Annotated in this window: 17 protein-coding genes; 7 read left to right on the top strand and 10 right to left on the bottom strand. The window is 65.1% G+C overall.

Translation table 11 applies throughout. The features are described 5' to 3' along the window. Positions 1-7: 7 nt before the first annotated feature. The gene (locus ACMUJL_RS14670) at positions 8-973 is read right to left on the bottom strand and encodes a hypothetical protein (protein WP_375573209.1); all 966 of its coding nucleotides are present in this window, start codon (positions 971-973) and stop codon (positions 8-10) included. A gap of 420 nt (positions 974-1,393) precedes the next feature. Between ACMUJL_RS14670 and pyrC the strand changes: the two genes are divergently transcribed. Then, positions 1,394-2,674 carry a dihydroorotase gene (pyrC, locus tag ACMUJL_RS14665; RefSeq protein ID WP_068286172.1) on the top strand — a complete coding sequence of 427 codons (1,281 nt, stop codon included), beginning with the start codon at positions 1,394-1,396 and terminating at the stop codon, positions 2,672-2,674. Beyond that, entirely contained in the window at positions 2,674-3,279 is a 606-nt protein-coding gene (gene plsY, locus ACMUJL_RS14660) for a glycerol-3-phosphate 1-O-acyltransferase PlsY (protein ID WP_068286174.1), read from the top strand. The genes pyrC and plsY overlap by 1 nt, the downstream gene beginning before the upstream one ends. Positions 3,280-3,384: 105 nt before the next feature. Here the strand turns inward: plsY and ACMUJL_RS14655 are convergent, their stop codons facing one another. The 3 genes from ACMUJL_RS14655 to ACMUJL_RS14645 are packed head-to-tail and all read right to left on the bottom strand — an operon-like array spanning position 3,385 to position 6,106. Continuing rightward, positions 3,385-4,755, bottom strand: coding sequence for a glutamate--cysteine ligase (locus ACMUJL_RS14655; protein WP_416914325.1), 1,371 nt, complete (start codon positions 4,753-4,755; stop codon positions 3,385-3,387). 53 nt (positions 4,756-4,808) lie between these two features. After that, a complete protein-coding gene (locus ACMUJL_RS14650; protein ID WP_375573212.1) occupies positions 4,809-5,345 on the bottom strand; it encodes a hypothetical protein in 537 nt (178 codons plus the stop codon). Continuing rightward, positions 5,342-6,106, bottom strand: coding sequence for a 16S rRNA (uracil(1498)-N(3))-methyltransferase (locus tag ACMUJL_RS14645; protein ID WP_375573214.1), 765 nt, complete (start codon positions 6,104-6,106; stop codon positions 5,342-5,344). Before ACMUJL_RS14645 ends, ACMUJL_RS14650 begins: the two co-directional genes overlap by 4 nt. A gap of 12 nt (positions 6,107-6,118) precedes the next feature. On the opposite strand from ACMUJL_RS14645, the gene ubiA reads away from it, so the two are divergent. The 3 genes from ubiA to ACMUJL_RS14630 are packed head-to-tail and all read left to right on the top strand — an operon-like array spanning position 6,119 to position 9,402. After that, entirely contained in the window at positions 6,119-7,090 is a 972-nt protein-coding gene (gene ubiA, locus ACMUJL_RS14640; RefSeq protein WP_068286183.1) for a 4-hydroxybenzoate octaprenyltransferase, read from the top strand. A 60-nt stretch (positions 7,091-7,150) separates the two neighbouring features. After that, entirely contained in the window at positions 7,151-9,079 is a 1,929-nt protein-coding gene (locus ACMUJL_RS14635; protein ID WP_375573216.1) for an OmpA family protein, read from the top strand. Then, complete coding sequence (locus ACMUJL_RS14630; protein ID WP_068286188.1) at positions 9,076-9,402, top strand: hypothetical protein; 327 nt, start codon at positions 9,076-9,078, stop codon at positions 9,400-9,402. The genes ACMUJL_RS14635 and ACMUJL_RS14630 overlap by 4 nt, the downstream gene beginning before the upstream one ends. Positions 9,403-9,425: 23 nt before the next feature. Here ACMUJL_RS14630 and ACMUJL_RS14625 read toward each other — a convergent pair whose 3' ends face one another. Both ACMUJL_RS14625 and ACMUJL_RS14620 read right to left on the bottom strand, forming a co-directional pair. Then, the gene (locus ACMUJL_RS14625; protein WP_416914324.1) at positions 9,426-10,628 is read right to left on the bottom strand and encodes a PqqD family peptide modification chaperone; all 1,203 of its coding nucleotides are present in this window, start codon (positions 10,626-10,628) and stop codon (positions 9,426-9,428) included. 545 nt (positions 10,629-11,173) lie between these two features. Next, complete coding sequence (locus ACMUJL_RS14620) at positions 11,174-12,586, bottom strand: S8 family serine peptidase (protein WP_068286193.1); 1,413 nt, start codon at positions 12,584-12,586, stop codon at positions 11,174-11,176. 275 nt (positions 12,587-12,861) lie between these two features. On the opposite strand from ACMUJL_RS14620, the gene ACMUJL_RS14615 reads away from it, so the two are divergent. Both ACMUJL_RS14615 and ACMUJL_RS14610 read left to right on the top strand, forming a co-directional pair. Further along, on the top strand, positions 12,862-13,401 hold the full coding sequence (locus tag ACMUJL_RS14615; protein ID WP_375573223.1) for an RNA polymerase sigma factor: 540 nt from the start codon (positions 12,862-12,864) through the stop codon (positions 13,399-13,401). Further along, positions 13,398-14,135, top strand: a complete 738-nt coding sequence (locus ACMUJL_RS14610) for an anti-sigma factor family protein (protein WP_375573225.1) — start codon at positions 13,398-13,400, stop codon at positions 14,133-14,135. The genes ACMUJL_RS14615 and ACMUJL_RS14610 overlap by 4 nt, the downstream gene beginning before the upstream one ends. Positions 14,136-14,145: 10 nt before the next feature. Here ACMUJL_RS14610 and ACMUJL_RS14605 read toward each other — a convergent pair whose 3' ends face one another. The 4 genes from ACMUJL_RS14605 to pgsA form a co-directional block, all read right to left on the bottom strand. Further along, entirely contained in the window at positions 14,146-14,442 is a 297-nt protein-coding gene (locus tag ACMUJL_RS14605) for an SCP2 sterol-binding domain-containing protein (protein WP_068286197.1), read from the bottom strand. Between the two features lie 96 nt (positions 14,443-14,538). Continuing rightward, positions 14,539-14,982 carry a molybdenum cofactor biosynthesis protein MoaE gene (locus ACMUJL_RS14600; RefSeq protein WP_375573227.1) on the bottom strand — a complete coding sequence of 148 codons (444 nt, stop codon included), beginning with the start codon at positions 14,980-14,982 and terminating at the stop codon, positions 14,539-14,541. 14 nt (positions 14,983-14,996) lie between these two features. Then, the gene (gene moaD, locus ACMUJL_RS14595) at positions 14,997-15,245 is read right to left on the bottom strand and encodes a molybdopterin converting factor subunit 1 (protein WP_068286201.1); all 249 of its coding nucleotides are present in this window, start codon (positions 15,243-15,245) and stop codon (positions 14,997-14,999) included. Continuing rightward, entirely contained in the window at positions 15,242-15,907 is a 666-nt protein-coding gene (gene pgsA, locus ACMUJL_RS14590; protein WP_068286204.1) for a CDP-diacylglycerol--glycerol-3-phosphate 3-phosphatidyltransferase, read from the bottom strand. Before pgsA ends, moaD begins: the two co-directional genes overlap by 4 nt. Between the last annotated feature and the right edge of the window lie 44 nt (positions 15,908-15,951).

Here is a 15,951-nt window from a genome sequence, read left to right as displayed (position 1 = left end):
GCGATCCTTACGATTTGTCCGCAGTCAGCGCGCGCGACTCGATCATCATCAGCCCGAAGCACAGCGCCGACAGCAACTCTCTGAGTTCGGGCACCCGGAAACCGGGGATGACGCCGAACAGGCTGTCGGTGACCTGTTCTTGAAAGAGGGTTATCCCCAACATGGCAAGGCTCAGGCCAGCGCTGGGGATGGGAATCCCGAGGCGGCTCTGCACCCAGCACCAGACCGGCTCGAACCAATAGAGCAAAGGCAGAACACAACCCCAGACGAAGAATCCCAGAATGAACAGGTGATCGAAAAGATAGCCAAAGGAATTATGGAGATTCGTTTCACCCTGGACATTGATCTGCGCCAGTGTATCCGGCGTCGAAAAGCCCAATAACCTCTGCCCCCAGCTGATCTCTTCCCCCAGCATCACGAAAAACAGAACGCCCAGAAACAAATGCATCCCGGCATGCGCCTTGTCGGGCATTCTGCTGGCGACGCGCAATGCGGTCAGACAGGCAGCAAGAAGCAGCAGCGCGGAGGTCCATTCGATGAACCCGTCCTCCTGGCTGACCAAACCCTGCGTTTGGCTGCCAAAGCGACTGCCCAGCCAGATATAAAGGCTTGCAGCAACCAAGCTTGTCAGGGCGACAAGCGCCGTACCATGGAAAACCCTGCGTTGTTGTTGCTCGTAATATTTCGGAAACGTCGATCCTTCGCGGATGCAGCGCTGAAAGAACGCAGATGCTTCGATCCTCGGGGCAGCCAGTGCCAGGGTGGCCAGAAGCATGCCGCAAACCGCAAGGCCGATACGGGCGAAAAGAATGAGCCTCAAGGCTGACTGGCGCGTCAGCGGGTTATCTGACGTCAGCGACGAATCCATGATGCCGAAAGAGGCCAATCGTTCAGGCGTCACGACAAGCGCAAGACCCGCGAGGCAGATTGCGAGAAAAAGAAAGACAGAACGGCGATTGATCAATGACTTCATGCTCTTCCAATGGAGGAAAAAATTTTAATACTCAATCAATAGGGTTTTTTTTTGACGTCGAAACACAAGATTTTTTCAAAATCTTGGACATGTCTGTCCGCACTCCGCCGCATGCTCAGGACAAGATCGCAAGGCGGATCACCCTTGCATAATGATGTGCTTCAGGTTCATTTTTCACGCCCCGCCGCCCTTCGATGCACGATGGCTGTGCGGCGCAGGACGCCGGAACGGGTCACCAGACCTGCCAAACCATCCCCAACCGTTAAAATTTTCATAAACCGCACCGCCAACCCATTGAAAACGCTTGGTCCGTCTTTTGTCCCATCATGGGACATGCCCAAGGGGCGGCCCTGTTATCCCGCTGGACCGGAGGAACGGTGCAGGGTAAGACGGCGCTGACGCCACAGACCGGGGGGCCGCATGACCACCACGCTATTCCACAATGTCCGGCTGATCGATCCCGAAGCGGGCACCGTGACGCCCGGATCGCTGCTGATCCGTGACGGCCAGATCGCGGCCCTTGGTGCCGAGGTGGCGATACCCGAAGGCGCCCATGTGATTGACGGTCGCGGCGCCTGTCTGGCACCCGGCATCGTCGATATCGGCGTGAAGGTCTGCGAACCCGGCGAGCGGCACAAGGAAAGTTTCCGCTCCGCCGGTCTGGCCGCCGCCGCAGGCGGCGTGACCACCATGGTGACCCGCCCCGACACCACCCCCGCCATCGACAGCCCCGAGACGCTGGAATTCGTCACCCGCCGCGCGAACGAAGCCGCCCCCGTGCGCGTCCTGCCCATGGCAGCCCTGACAAAGGGCCGCGAGGGCCGCGAGATGACCGAGATCGGTTTCCTGATGGACGCAGGCGCCGTGGCCTTCACCGATTGCGACCACGTGGTGCGCAATACCAAGGTGCTGTCGCGCGCGCTGACCTATGCCCGCAGCCTTGGCGCGCTGGTGATCGGGCATCCGCAGGACCCCGGCCTGTCGGACGGGGCCTGTGCCACCAGCGGCAAGTTCGCCAGCCTGCGTGGCCTGCCCGCCGTGTCGCCCATGGCCGAACGCATGGGTCTGGACCGCGACATCGCATTGCTGGAGATGACCGGCGCGCGCTATCACGCCGACCAGGTCACCACCGCCCGCGCCCTGCCCGCCCTGATGCGCGCCAAGCGCAACGGGCTGGACATCACCGCCGGCACCTCGATCCACCATCTGACCCTGAACGAGCTGGACCTGGCCGATTACCGCACCTTCTTCAAGGTCAAGCCGCCCCTGCGCGCCGAGGATGACCGCCTGGCCGTCGTCGAGGCCCTGCGCGACGGGCTGATCGACACGATCAGCTCGATGCACACGCCGCAGGACGAGGAAAGCAAGCGCCTGCCCTTCGAAGAGGCCGCATCCGGCGCCGTGGGTCTGGAAACGCTGCTGCCCGCGGCCCTGCGCCTGCACCATGCGGGTGACCTGACCCTGCCGCAGCTGTTCCGCGCCCTGTCGCTGAACCCGGCCAAACGGCTGGGCCTGCCCCAGGGGCGGATGGCTGTCGGCGCACCTGCGGACCTGGTGCTGTTCGATCCCGATGCGCCTTTCGTGCTGGACCGTTTCGCGCTGCGGTCGAAATCCAAGAACACGCCCTTTGACGGTGCGCGCCTGCAAGGCAAGGTGCGCGGCACATTCGTGAACGGCGCCTGCGTCTTCGGAGAGTTGTGATGCCCCTGATCGAGACAACCGCCGCACTGCTGCTGCTTTGGGCCGTGATCGGCTATCTGCTGGGATCGGTCCCTTTCGGGATGGTGCTGACCCGCGTCATGGGCCTTGGCAACCTGCGCGACATCGGATCGGGCAATATCGGCGCGACCAATGTGCTGCGCACCGGCAGCAAGACGGCGGCCGCCCTGACCCTGCTGCTTGACGGCGGCAAGGGGGCTTTCGCGGTGCTGCTGGCCCGTGCCATGGCCGGTGAGGATGCGGCACAGATCGCCGGACTGGCGGCCATGCTGGGCCATTGCTACCCGGTCTGGCTGCGCTTCAAGGGCGGCAAGGGTGTTGCGACCTATATCGGCCTGGTGCTAGCGCTGGCCTGGCCCGTGGGCCTGGCCGTCTGCGCCACATGGCTGGTCGCCGCAGCGGCAAGCCGCACCTCATCGCTGGCGGCGCTTGCCGCAGCCGCGCTGTCGACATTCTGGATGGTGCTGCTGGGCCAAGGTCACGCGCTTGTCCTGGGGGCGCTGCTGACCTTGCTGATCTTCTGGCGGCACCGCGCGAACATCACCCGGCTGCGCGCCGGCACCGAACCAAAGATCGGGCAGAAATAACCGCAGGGCCGGAGGGGGGCTGTCTGCCCCCCGCGTCGAACCTTGTTCGACGCCCCCCCGAGGATATTTCGCGCAAGAAGAAGCAGCGCGGCGCGAGACCCGCGATCAGTAGCTGTAGTCGGAATAGATCCGCGACAGATCCCCGTTCCATTCGCCCTGGTACTTCTCGAGCAGTTCATCGGCCGGTGTCTTGCCGGTTTCGATGCTTTCCTTGAGTGCATTGAGGAAATGGGTTTCGTCGGGCACAAGCCCCCCCGCACCGGCACGCGCGCGCGCCTTGAGGCCTGCCTCGGACAGGGCCAGCACCTCGCGCGCCAGATCGTGCATATTGATGTCGCCGACACGGGCCTGCAGCCCGTCCACGCTGGCGGCAACGCGCAGCGCCTCGCGGGTTTCGGCATCCCAGCCCTTGGCGATGTCCCAGGCCGCGTCCAGCGCCGACTGGTCATACATCAGCCCGACCCAGAAAGCGGGCAGCGCGCAAAGCCTGCGCCAGGGGCCGCCATCGGCGCCGCGCATTTCCATGTATTTCTTGATCCGCGCCTCGGGGAAGGCGGTGGTCAGGTGATCCGCCCAATCGCTGAGGGTCGGGGTTTCGCCCGGCAGGGCAGGCAGCTTGCCCGCCATGAAGTCACGGAAGGACATGCCCAGCGCGTCGATGTACTTGCCATCGCGATAGACGAAATACATCGGCACATCGAGCGCGTATTCCGCATAGCGTTCAAACCCGAACCCCTCCTCGAAGACGAAGGGCAGCATGCCGGTGCGCGAGGCATCCAGATCGCGCCAGATCCGGCTGCGCCAGCTTTTGTGGCCGTTGGGCTTGCCCTCGAAGAAGGGCGAGTTGGCGAAGAGCGCGGTCGCGACGGGCTGCAGCGCGATGGCCACGCGGAGTTTCTTGACCATGTCCGGTTCCGAGGCGAAATCGAGGTTCACCTGCACCGTGCAGGTCCGGTACATCATGGATTTGCCCATGGTCCCGACCCGGTCCATGTAGGAGGTCATCAGCTTGTAGCGCCCCTTGGGCATCTGCGGCATCTGATCATGCGTCCAGATCGGGGCGGCGCCCAGACCGATAAAGCCGACACCGACCTTGTCGGCCACATCCTTGACCTCGCGCAGGTGCTGGTTCACCTCGTCGCAGGTCTCGTGGATGGTGTCGAGTGCGGCACCGGACAGTTCCAGCTGCCCCCCCGGTTCCAGGCTGACATTGGCGCCGTCCTTGACAAGGCCGATCAGCTTGCCCGCCTCTTCGACAGGCGCCCAGCCATGGGCGTCGCGCAGCCCTTCCAGCACAGCCCGCACCGAGCGCGGCCCCTCGTAGGGGATCGGCAGCAGGCTGTCCTTGCAGTAGCCGAACTTTTCATGCTCGGTCCCGATGCGCCAATCCGCCTTGGGCTTGCACCCGGAGGCGAGGTATTCGGCCAGTTGGGAAGGATGTTCGATCGGCCCGCCGCCGGACTGAGGGATGGACATGCTGGGCTCTCCGAATTCTCTTGCGCGTGTGTTCAGTGGGCAGGAGTGCCGCGTCAGCGCGGCAGTGTCAATCGCGCAAGCGGCGCGTCGCGCTGCCAGATCACGACGATGTGCGCCACCTGCGCCACGCGCGGGCGCATCTGCGTCAGCAGCCGTTCCGTGCTGAGACCCGGCAGGGATGCAAAGACATCGAACAGCGCGGCGGCATTCTGTGCGGTCAAAGGAATTTCGAGCAGGGGCTGGCCCTGTTGGTGCAAGCGCCAATGGGCCGGTTTCGCCCCATGGTCGATGTCCAGCCGCACCAGTTCCGACAGGGCCACGACGCCCCCGGTCAGCGGTCCGAAATAGGCCACCTGCCCTTCGGTGATGCTGACCACGCCGGGGCCGTCCTGCCCCGTGGCAAAACGGATCCGCTGCAGCCCCGTGAAGGCCAACGCAAGGCCCGCCACCAGAACCGCCCAGCCGATCCATGACAGCACGCCGAAACCGGTGACGATCCACCACAGGCCGATGGCCGCGACAGCCGTGCCGCCCAGCACGCCGCGCCAGCGGCGCAACAGGGCAAGCGCCTCGGGGCGCAGGAAACTCATGCCGGCAGGTCCCAATCACCCAGCCGCATCTGCCACAGCGTCAGCGCCGCGACTGCCGCCGTGTCCGCGCGCAGGATGCGGGGGCCAAGGCTGACCGGGTGGCTGAAGGACAGCCCATGCAGGCGGGTGCGTTCGGCTGGGGAAAAGCCGCCCTCGGGTCCGATCAGGATCGCCCAGGGTTGCGGGGGCTGGCCGGACGTGCGCACCGGCAGGGCCGGGGCGGGCTCGGTGGCGGCACCGCCATCGGCAAACCCCTCGTCGCAGAACATCAACTGCCGCCCCGCAGGCCAGTCGGCCAGCAGACGATCCAGCCTCACAAGATCCGCCACTTCGGGGACATGGGTGCCGCCGCATTGTTCCGCCGCCTCGACCGCATGGGCCTGCAGGCGATCCTGCCGGATCCGTTCGGCATTGGTGAAATCGGTCTGCACCGGCACGATCCGGGCCGCCCCCATTTCGGCGGCCTTTTCCACGATGAAATCGGTGCGCGCCTTCTTGATCGGGGCAAACAGGAGCCACAGGTCGGGCGGCATCAGCAAGGGACGCGTCTGCGCCTCGCAGAGCAGCATCCCGCCGCGCTTGCCCGCCTCGGTCACGCGGGCCAGCCATTCGCCGTCGCGCCCGTTGAACAGCAGCACCCCAGCCCCTTCCGACAGCCGCATGACCCCGAACAGGTAATGCGCCTTGTCGCGGTCCAGAGGAACGGTTTGCCCCGCACCCAGCGGTTGGTCTACATAGAGGCGGATTTTCGCATCAGTCATGAGGCAGACAATATGACCGCGCCGGACCAGACGCCAGAGGCCAAAGGACAGGTTTCCGATGCCGTGCGCGGCAATTGGGTGGACCGGCTGGCACCAGCGGCCACCCGCCCCTATCTGCGCCTGAGCCGGGCGGACCGGCCCATCGGCACATGGCTTTTGCTGTTGCCCTGCTGGTGGGGGCTGACGCTGGCGATCCTGCATGACGGGCAGGCGCGGCTGTTCGACCTGTGGATCTTCGCGGGCTGCGCGGCAGGGGCTTTTCTGATGCGTGGCGCGGGCTGCACATGGAACGATATCACCGACCGCGAATTCGACGCGGCGGTGGCGCGCACAAGGTCGCGGCCCATCCCTTCGGGGCAGGTCACGGCGAAACAGGCGGCGGGCTGGATGATCGCCCAGGCGCTGGTGGCCTTCGGCATCCTGCTGACCTTCAACACAGCGGCGATCGTGCTGGGAATCGTCGCGCTGCTGCCGGTGGCGGTCTATCCATTCGCCAAGCGCTTTACCTGGTGGCCCCAGGTCTTTCTGGGGCTGGCCTTCAACTGGGGTGCTTTGCTGGCCTGGACGGCCCATACCGGCAGCCTGGGCTGGCCGGCGGTGATCCTTTATGTGGCCGGGATCGCCTGGACGCTGTTCTACGACACGATCTATGCCCATCAGGACACCGAGGATGACGCGCTGATCGGCGTCAAATCCACCGCGCGGCTGTTCGGCGAAGCCAGCCCGCAATGGCTGACGGGGTTCATGTATGCCACGACGGCCCTGATGGTGATTGCCGTTCTTGCGGCGACCCGCGCCGTCGGGGCGGACATCCTGCCCAGCCTGATCGCCCTGGGCGGGGCGCTAGCGATGCTGTTGCACATGCGCTGGCAGCTGGCGCGCTTTGATGCGGATGACATGGGCGGGCTGCTGCGCCTGTTCCGGTCCAACCGGGATGCGGGCCTTTTGCCTGTGCTGTTTTTCGCCTGTGCCGCGCTGGTGTGATTGCACCCGGCCCGACGGCACCCTAAGACAGGGACATACAGAACCACGCATCGGGGTTTCATGCGCTTCTCCGCCATCGCCATCGTCTCAATGACATTTCTTGCTGCCGCAGGCCTGAGCCTTGTCGCAGCAGACTTTTCCGTCAGGGCGATCGAGGACAATTCCGAGTATGGCGTGCGCCTTGCCCTGGACGAGAACGACCTGCCATGGGCCGAGGTACAGGCAAACGGGCTGCAGGTCGTGCTGACCGGCACCGCCCCGTCCGAGGCGTTGCGCTTCAAGGCGCTGTCGACTGCGGGTGGCATCGTCGATGCCGCCCGCGTGATCGACGGGATGGATATCCGTGACAGCGGCGGCATCGAGGCGCCGCGCTTCTCGGTCGAGATCCTGCGCAACGAGGGTGGGATTTCCCTGATCGGCCTTGTGCCCGCCTCGATCGACCGGGACAGCATCATGGCGCAGCTGTCCCCGATGGCCGGTGGTGCGGCTGTGACCGATCTGCTGGAAACGGCGGACTATCCGGTGCCGGACAACTGGGACAGGGCGCTGAGCTTCGGGATCAAGGCGCTTGAGACCATGCCGCGGGCGAAAATCTCGATCGCGGCGGACAGGGTCGCCATCACCGCCATGGCCGACAGCACGGAAGAGCGGCGCAAGCTTGAGGTGGACCTGGCGCGCCGGGTTCCCAGCGGGGTCAGGCTGGCGCTGGACATCTCGGCACCGCGTCCGGTGATCACGCCGTTCAACCTGCGTTTCCTGATCGACAGCGGCAAGGCGCGCTTTGACGCCTGTTCCGCCGACACCGAAGAGGCGCAGACCCGCATTCTTGCCGCCGCGCGTGCGGCGGGGATGGAGGAAAAAGGCATCTGCACGATCGGTCTGGGTGTGCCCTCGCCGAACTGGGCGCGCGCCGCAGAGCAGGCCATTGCGGCCCTGGCCGAGATCGGGGCGGGATCGGTCACATTCACTGATGCCGACATCACCCTCATGGCGGCGCAAGGCACCGAACAGGCCCTGTTCGACCGTGTCGTGGGCGAGCTGGAAAACAGCCTGCCCGAGGTTTTCGCCCTGACGGCCGTGCTGCCCGCGCCCGAGGTTGCCGAAACCAGGGGGCAGGTCGAATTCACCGCGCTGCTGGCCGAAGACGGCAAGGTACAGCTGCGCGGCCGGATCGGCGATGCCACCAGCCGGACCATCATGGAAACCTTCGCCCAGGCGCGCTTCGGCTCTGAGGTGGTGCAATCCTCGGTGCGCAGTGACGATACCCTCAACCAGGACTGGACTGTCCGGGTTCTTGCCGGGCTCGAGGCCCTGTCGCGCCTGACCTCGGGACAGACGACCGTCACGCCGGACCAGTTGACCGTGACCGGCACCACCGGAAACGACCGCGCCAGTGCCCAGATAGCAGCCCTGCTGGCGCAGAAGCTGGGCGAGGCCGCGGAATACACGATCAACGTCACCTATGACGAAACGCTTGACCCGGTTGCAGCCCTCCCCACACCGCAGGACTGCATCCGCCGGATCAATGCCATCCTGGCGACCCGCAAGATCAATTTCGAACCGGGCTCGGACACGCCGGATGCCGCGGCGGCCGGAATCATCAATGACATTGCGGATATCCTGAAGGAATGCGGCGAACTCAGGCTCGAGATCAGCGGCCATACCGACAGCCAGGGCCGTGCCGTGATGAACCAGCGCCTGTCCGAGGCGCGGGCGCTGGCGGTTCTGAACGAATTGCGCACACGCCGCGTGCTGACTTCGTCCATCACCGCCGTCGGATACGGCATGGATCAGCCCATCGCGGACAATGGCAGCGAAGAGGGCCGCGAGGCCAATCGCCGGATCGAATTCCGCCTGGTCGGGATCGACGCCGAGGGCGAGCAGCCAGCCGCCCCGGCAGATGAAGCCGACGCGCCGGATGCAGCCAGCGCTACGGACGGCAGCGGTGCCGGCGCAGACGACACACCAACGCAAGGAACGCGCGAGTGAACAGAACAGAATTCATCATCGCGACAGCAGTCATCCTGTTCGTGGCTTTCTGCCTGGGCTGGTTCGCCAACTGGCTGATCCATCGCTTCACCCGCGTGTCCAAGGCGGATATCGGCGAATTGGAGCGCATGGCGCAGGAATTGCACGAGGCCGAGGAAACGCGCGACCAGGCGATCACCTACATGCAGCAGCGCGAGGCCGAGCTAAGCAATCAGCTGGCCCAGACCGAAGCCGAGCTGTCGGCCACGATGGAAGGTCTGCGGGAAGCCCGCCACGAGGCCGAGGAAATGCGCGCCTATATCGAGCGGATGAACAGCCGCTGATCCGTTGCGCGGCGCCGCATCCGTCAGTCTGCCGGGACGATCAGGGATTTACCCTCGAACGCGCCCAGAAGGTTCGCCACATCGGCCGCGATCTGCGCGGGCGTGGCGTCCGTGAAAACCTCTGCCAGCAAATCGGCAATGTCCTGACCGCTGATCGGCTCTTCCAGCAGTGACCAGATGGCCCGCGCCACGGGATTGAGGTGGAAGTAGCTGTATTCGGTCGCGTGCCACAGGAACAGATCGTCCTGCACCGCGCGCACCGCCACATGCGGGCTGCGCTTGTAGCCCTGCGCCAGATCCGCAGGAGGGCGCACAACGGCAGCGATCTCGGCGGGAAGGGGCGGTGCGACAGGCGCGCCCAGTCGCGCCAGCTGGTCCGTGGCAAAGGCGCGGCGCAGCAGGGCCACCGCCTCTTCAAGATCGGAATAGGCCAGCTTGAGGCAGAGAACCCCCTCGACCATGCCCGTGACCTGGTCGAAATGTTCGGTTCCCTCGCCGGGGGCAGAGATGTTCTGCCGCACAAGATGCTGGACCGCTTCGGTCGGTTCCATGCGGTGAAGTTGCGCCGGAATATCCGTGCCGCGCGCCAGCACGATGAAGGCCCCGACCGCGGCCCGCGTGCCATGCGGCGCGATGTTCGGGCCGCAAAGATAGCCGTAGCGCCGATCGGCTGGCCCCATATGGGCCGCCACATGGGCGCGAAAATCATCCGTGACGCTGTCGGGCAGCGGCAGGCGCAGACGGGGCGCCAGCCCCAGGCCAAAGGCCAGCCCATCCTCCAGAACCGGCAGGATGTCATCGCAGAACACGGTCATGTCCGGCTCGGCGGTCAGCCGCGCGATCAGCGTGCTTTTGCCTGCCCGCGCGGGGCCGGTCAGGACGATCAGATGTCCGTTGATCTGGACCGCCCCGCAATGCAGGCCCAGACAGCCGCGATGCTGGTTGCAGAACGCCTGCGAGATATCGGCCACGACACCGCAGGCCGCACTGGCCGCCATCAACCCTTTCAGCGGCGTGCTGAGCCAGGGCGAATGCAGATCGAATCGCGCATTCCTGCCGCGGACCCTGGACACATGGTCAGGCAGGTCGGCGGCATTGTCCGCGAAAGACATCGCGACCGCATCAGGCGCCCAGCCAACCATCAGGTCGTCGAGGGCTTCAAGAACACCTTGCGCATTTTCCAGGACAACGGCGCCGCGCAAGCCGGGATATGTCAGGTGCTGCACGACGGAAGGAGGCGCGCGGTCATCGCGCGCCTCCGCATTGACCTGCGCACTATCGCAGGCCGGCATATCAGCGGCGACCCGCGCCCGAAGGACCGGACGGACCCGAGGAGCCCGAGGAGCTCGAAGAGCTGGACGAGCTGGACGAGCTTGAGGAGCTTGAGGAGCTCGAGGAGCTCGAAGGACCGGACGGACCCGACGGACCCGACGGACCCGAAGGGCCGGACGGACCAGAGGCACCGGATGCGCCCGAAGAACCGGATCCGCCGGGGCCGGATCCACCACCGGAGCCACCGCCCGATCCACCGCCAGAACCGCCTGCCCCACCGCCGGAGCCTCCTCCCGAGCCGCCCGATGCATGGGCGGCGCCCAGGTGCATCATCACGGGTGCGACATAGAGCACGCCCGAGGCAAGGCCGAGGCGCGCCAGCAATGCGCGGCGCGAAACGCTTGTCTTGGAATTCTGTTCAGACATGTTTTTATTCCTTTCCACTCATGATGCCGCAACACAAAGCGGGCATGCAGTGAAAACGGCGCAGCGGGATGATCTATTCCCCGCTGACCGAAAAAACTTCGCTGGCCTCGCCCTTGCAATACCCCGGTGCCGAAATCAGGCCGTTTCCATAAACCGGGTCATAGCCGGCCTTGCCCAGATCCGTCGCGCAGTCGATCAGATGCTTGATGCTGCGTTGCAACGGGACTTTCGGCTCTCGCATGCGCTGTACCGCCAGAGCAGCCGTCACGAATGGGGCCGCATAGGATGTTCCGGATTTGAGCCGACCGCCTGAAATCGAGGCGGCTGTCCAGATCCCGACACCTGGCGCCGAAAGCGTGATGTAGGGACCCTGGTTTGCCTGTCGATAGATGCGTTGCCGACTGTCCACCGCGGTGACCGCGATCACATGAGGCCAAGCGGCGGGATAGGCCGGTTTGGCCCCGGCCCCACCATTGCCCGCTGCGGCAACAAGGGCCACCGACCGCGACGCGGCCCGCGCCGTCACCTCGCGCAGGACGGCGTTTTCCGGCCCGGAGAAGCTGAGGTTGATGACGCTGACACCTTCTGCCAGCAGCAGGTCCACTGCGGTGGCAAGGGAAAAGGCATCGGCCTGATCGCCGCCACGCCCGCGATGGAATGCTTCCACCGCGACCAACCGGGCATTGGGCAGAAGTCCCGGCGTGCGGCTGTCCATGCGCCCCAGCAGAAGGGCGGCAATCGCCGTACCATGTTCGCGCCCCGAGGCGTTCCGGTCACCGATGTCAGCTTGAAAGACCTTGAGTTTCTGTCCCCGTAGCGCCTCGTGACCGACATTGATGCCGGTGTCGATCATCCCGATCTTGGGGGCGAAGGCACTGGGCCACCCCGACCAGCTGATCATCTCATGGGCCGCGCATGATCCATCCCGGCACATGAAGTCATCAGTTGTGTAAAGATGGTTCGCATCCGCCGTGGATCCGGGGATGCGGTTCGTCAGCTCGGCCCGGGCCTGCGCCGCGCTGCGGCCTGCCGGCAATTCAAGCCGGACCAGACGCCGGTTGAGCGTGCGGTTGTTGCGCGATCCCAGCACGCGGTATCCCAATGCCTCGATCGCGGCCGTGCCCTGCCCCGCTGGCAACGCCAAAAGCATTTCCTCGCGACCGCCGCCATCGCCCTCTTCGTTGATGGACTGAGAGACCCCGGACGGTCCACTGGTGCCGGATGCACCGCTTGCACCGCCACTGGCGCCACCGCTTGCCCCGCCGCTTCCGCCACCGCTTCCGCCGCCACCGCTGCCGCCGCCGCCACTTCCGCCGCCGCCACCACCGTCGCCGCCGTCACCGCCCGACGCATGCGCCATGCCCAATGCCGTCAGCGCCGGTGTCGTGTAGGCGATGGTCCCTGCCAGACCGATCCGCCGCAGCAAGGCGCGCCGCGACAAGTCTGCACCCTGCTTGGCCCCGGCCACGGTTTTCTTTTCGGGCATCACTCATGCTCCTTTGACAAACGGACTGGCACCTTGCACCACGGATCCGGTTTCCCGCCTACCCTGCCTGACCATGGCCCCCCAAAAACAAGAGCCGCCCTGCAAGCCGTCGGGTATTGCGACAATGACACGGAACAACAACGCTGGCGATCAGCCTGCTATTCCCGCTCCCTCGCAATTATTTGTCCCTTTGGGGAATAAAGTCACCACCCTGCCGTTTTCTTTCCGATAGCTTTTTTTAACAGTCGCCGCTGGTACCAAGGGGAAACGCGTTCGTGTCCGAAGCAATCCGCAACGAGATGATACAGATGTTGCCGCGCCTGCGCGCCTTCGGGCGCAGTCTGACGGGGGTGCAGGATCAGGCCGACGACCTGGTTCAGCAGACCGTGGAGAAGGCCTTGCGCAATATCGACAGCTATCAGCCGGGCACACGGCTGGACAGCTGGATGTTCCGGATCATGCGAAACGCGTGGATCGACGGACATCGCGCGCGCCGCAGTACGGTGACGCTGGATGACGTGGACGCCGTCCAGCCGCTGATCGGTGAGGACGGGCGCGACGTGACCGAGAACCGCCTCTATCTCGCGCAGGTCCGCGCGGCGATGGATGCCCTGCCGGAAGATCAGCGCGCCGTGCTGATGCTGGTCTGCGTCGAGGGCCTGCGCTACCGCGAGGTTGCCGAGGCGCTTGGCATTCCCGAGGGCACGGTCATGAGCCGTCTGTCACGGGGCCGCATCGCGCTGGCACAGGCCTTGAACATGACGACCCATCCAGATGGCCAGACGGCCGGACACATCCAGGGGAAAACCCGATGACACAGAAACCAGAATCGAATGTGAGCGATGACATGCTGATGGCCCTTGCAGATGGCGAATTGACCGGCCCCGATGCCAGCAAACTGCTTGCGCAGATCAAGGCCAGCCCGGAGTTGAGCGCACGCTATGCGATGTTCACCGGAACGGCCGCCGCCTTGCGCGACGCTTTGGACCCCGGCCCGGTTCCGGATCACCTGATCTCGACCGTGCTGACGGCACCCATGGGCGGCGCCCCGGAACAGCCGCAGGATGCCACGGTCATACCGCTGCGCGCAAAGGGCAAAGCCACGCCGACATGGTCTGTCTGGCCGATGGCGCTGGCCGCGTCACTTGCCCTGGCCATGGGGATCGGCGGCTTTCTGACCGGGCGCAGCATGACCCCCGTTCCCGCAGGGCTGGAAACCGCGGCCATCGCGCTGACCGGCACAACGACCGGCGGCAGCACGATGCTGGCCGATGGCAGCACGGCCCGCGTGCTTGGCAGCTTCGACACCGATATCGGCCTGTGCCGCCTGATCGCCGTGGATGGGGCGGATGGCCACATGGACCGCGCCGTGCTCTGCCGGTCGGAGCCCGATGTCTGGCGCACGGCGCTTGCTGTCTCGGAAGGGTCGTCGAACATGTTCCTGCCCGCATCAGACATGGCCGTCGGCCTGATCGACGACTTCCTGAACGGGATCGGAGCCAACGCGGCGATGAACCCCGAGGACGAGGCCCGCGCCCTGTCGCGGTGACAGGGCCTGCTCAGGCGGTCAGGATCGCGCTGACCTTGAGGGCGCGTTGCAGGCTGCCGTCGACCTTGAGCTTGCCCATCATGAAGGCGGTCGCCGGGTTCTGATCGCCCGACAGGATATTGCGGAAGACTTGCTCGGCAGCAGCAAGGGTCACGTCCGCCGCCTCGTCACCCTCGGCGCGGCGGGCACCATCCTGATCCAGCATGAGCGCACCTTCGCCCGTGATCTCGAGCCGGGCGGTGCCCTGAAGCTGCCCCGTCACGCGCGGACCAAGGAACGCGATGAATTCTTCGACAATGGCGGACATGATGCGCACTCCGGCGGGCAAGATTTGGCAACGCCCCCGCAGGTCAACCGATTGCGGGACGATTTGCCAAGCACGACCTTGCGTCAGCCGGACCCGCTACCAGCGGGTCAGGGCGTCTTCATCCTCGTCCTTGGCGGCAACCCAGGCGTCCCCCTCGACACCCTGTTCCTTTTTCCAGAACGGCGCGCGGGATTTCAGATAGTCCATCAGGTATTCGGCCGCCTCGAAGGCGTCGCGGCGATGCGGCGATGCGGTGGCGACCATCATGATCATCTCGCCCGGCTGCATCGGCCCGAAACGGTGGATCACCAAAACATCGCCCAACGACCAGCGCGCCTGTGCTTCGGCCGCGATCTTTTCCAGCGCCTTTTCCGTCATGCCGGGGTAATGCTCGATCACCATCTGGCGCAACGGATGCGCGGGATCGTCACGCACAACGCCGGAAAACGTGACGATCGCACCCATGTCGGTGCGGCCGGATGCAAAGGCATTTGCCTCTGCGCCCAGATCGAAGGGGTTTTCCTGAACCACGATCCGCATGACAGCCCCCTTTTTCAGCCGCCCGTCATCGGTGGGAAGAACGCAACCTCGCGCGCGCCGGCAAGCGGCGCGTCGAAATCGGTCAGATCCTGATCAACGGCGACGCGCAGCGCCGACAGGTCCGAAAAGGCCAGGGCATAGCGTTCTTCGCGGGCGCGCAGCTCCGCGACCAGATCGGCGACCGTCGCCGCCTGGGTATCGACCTGTTCGCGCGCCAGCCCGATCCGTTCACGGACCCAGGCGAAATAGAGAATGTCGATCATCTGTCTTCCTTCAGGAGCGGCTGCGCCTTGCGGAAATAGTCCACCCCGGTGATCAAGGTCAATGCCGCCGCGATCCACAGCAGGGTCAGGCCGATATTGCCCGACCAGATCATGCCTTCCAGCTTCCAGCGCAACCCGTGCAGATCCGGTTGCCGGCCCTCGATGACGGCCAGTACCGTCGCCTCGTCCATGCCATAGATGATCATGCCGAAGTAGTGTTCGAACACGCCTTGGGCAAAGAGCACGGCGATGGCGACCATCTGGGCGGTGGTCTTCCACTTGGCCAGTTTCGTGACCTTCAGCGTGCCTGCCACATCGCCCAGGAATTCGCGCAAGCCCGACACGAAGACCTCGCGGAACAGGATCACGGTTGCCGGAAGCACCAGCCAGGGCGACATCGACGAATAGCCCACGATCACCATCAGCGCGATCACCACCATCGCCTTGTCGGCGATCGGGTCCAGCATCGCGCCCATCTTGGTTTCCTGCTTCCACTCACGCGCAAGATAGCCGTCAAACCAATCGGTAACCGCCGCCGTCACGAACAGCATCAGCGCGAACCAGTCAGCATAGGGCCTTGTGAAATAAAGAAACATCACCGCCACGCCGGGGGCAGCCAGCAACCGTCCAGCGGTCAGGATATTCGGCAAGGTCCATGTCATGCCTCATACCTAGCGGGTCTTTTGCGCACTGGGAAGGCGATAAG

Source organism: Seohaeicola sp. (assembly GCF_048006315.1).
Taxonomy (GTDB): Bacteria; Pseudomonadota; Alphaproteobacteria; order Rhodobacterales; family Rhodobacteraceae; genus Seohaeicola.
The sequence above is the reverse complement of the archived record's forward strand: the minus strand, read 5'-3'. Positions and strand labels throughout refer to the sequence as shown.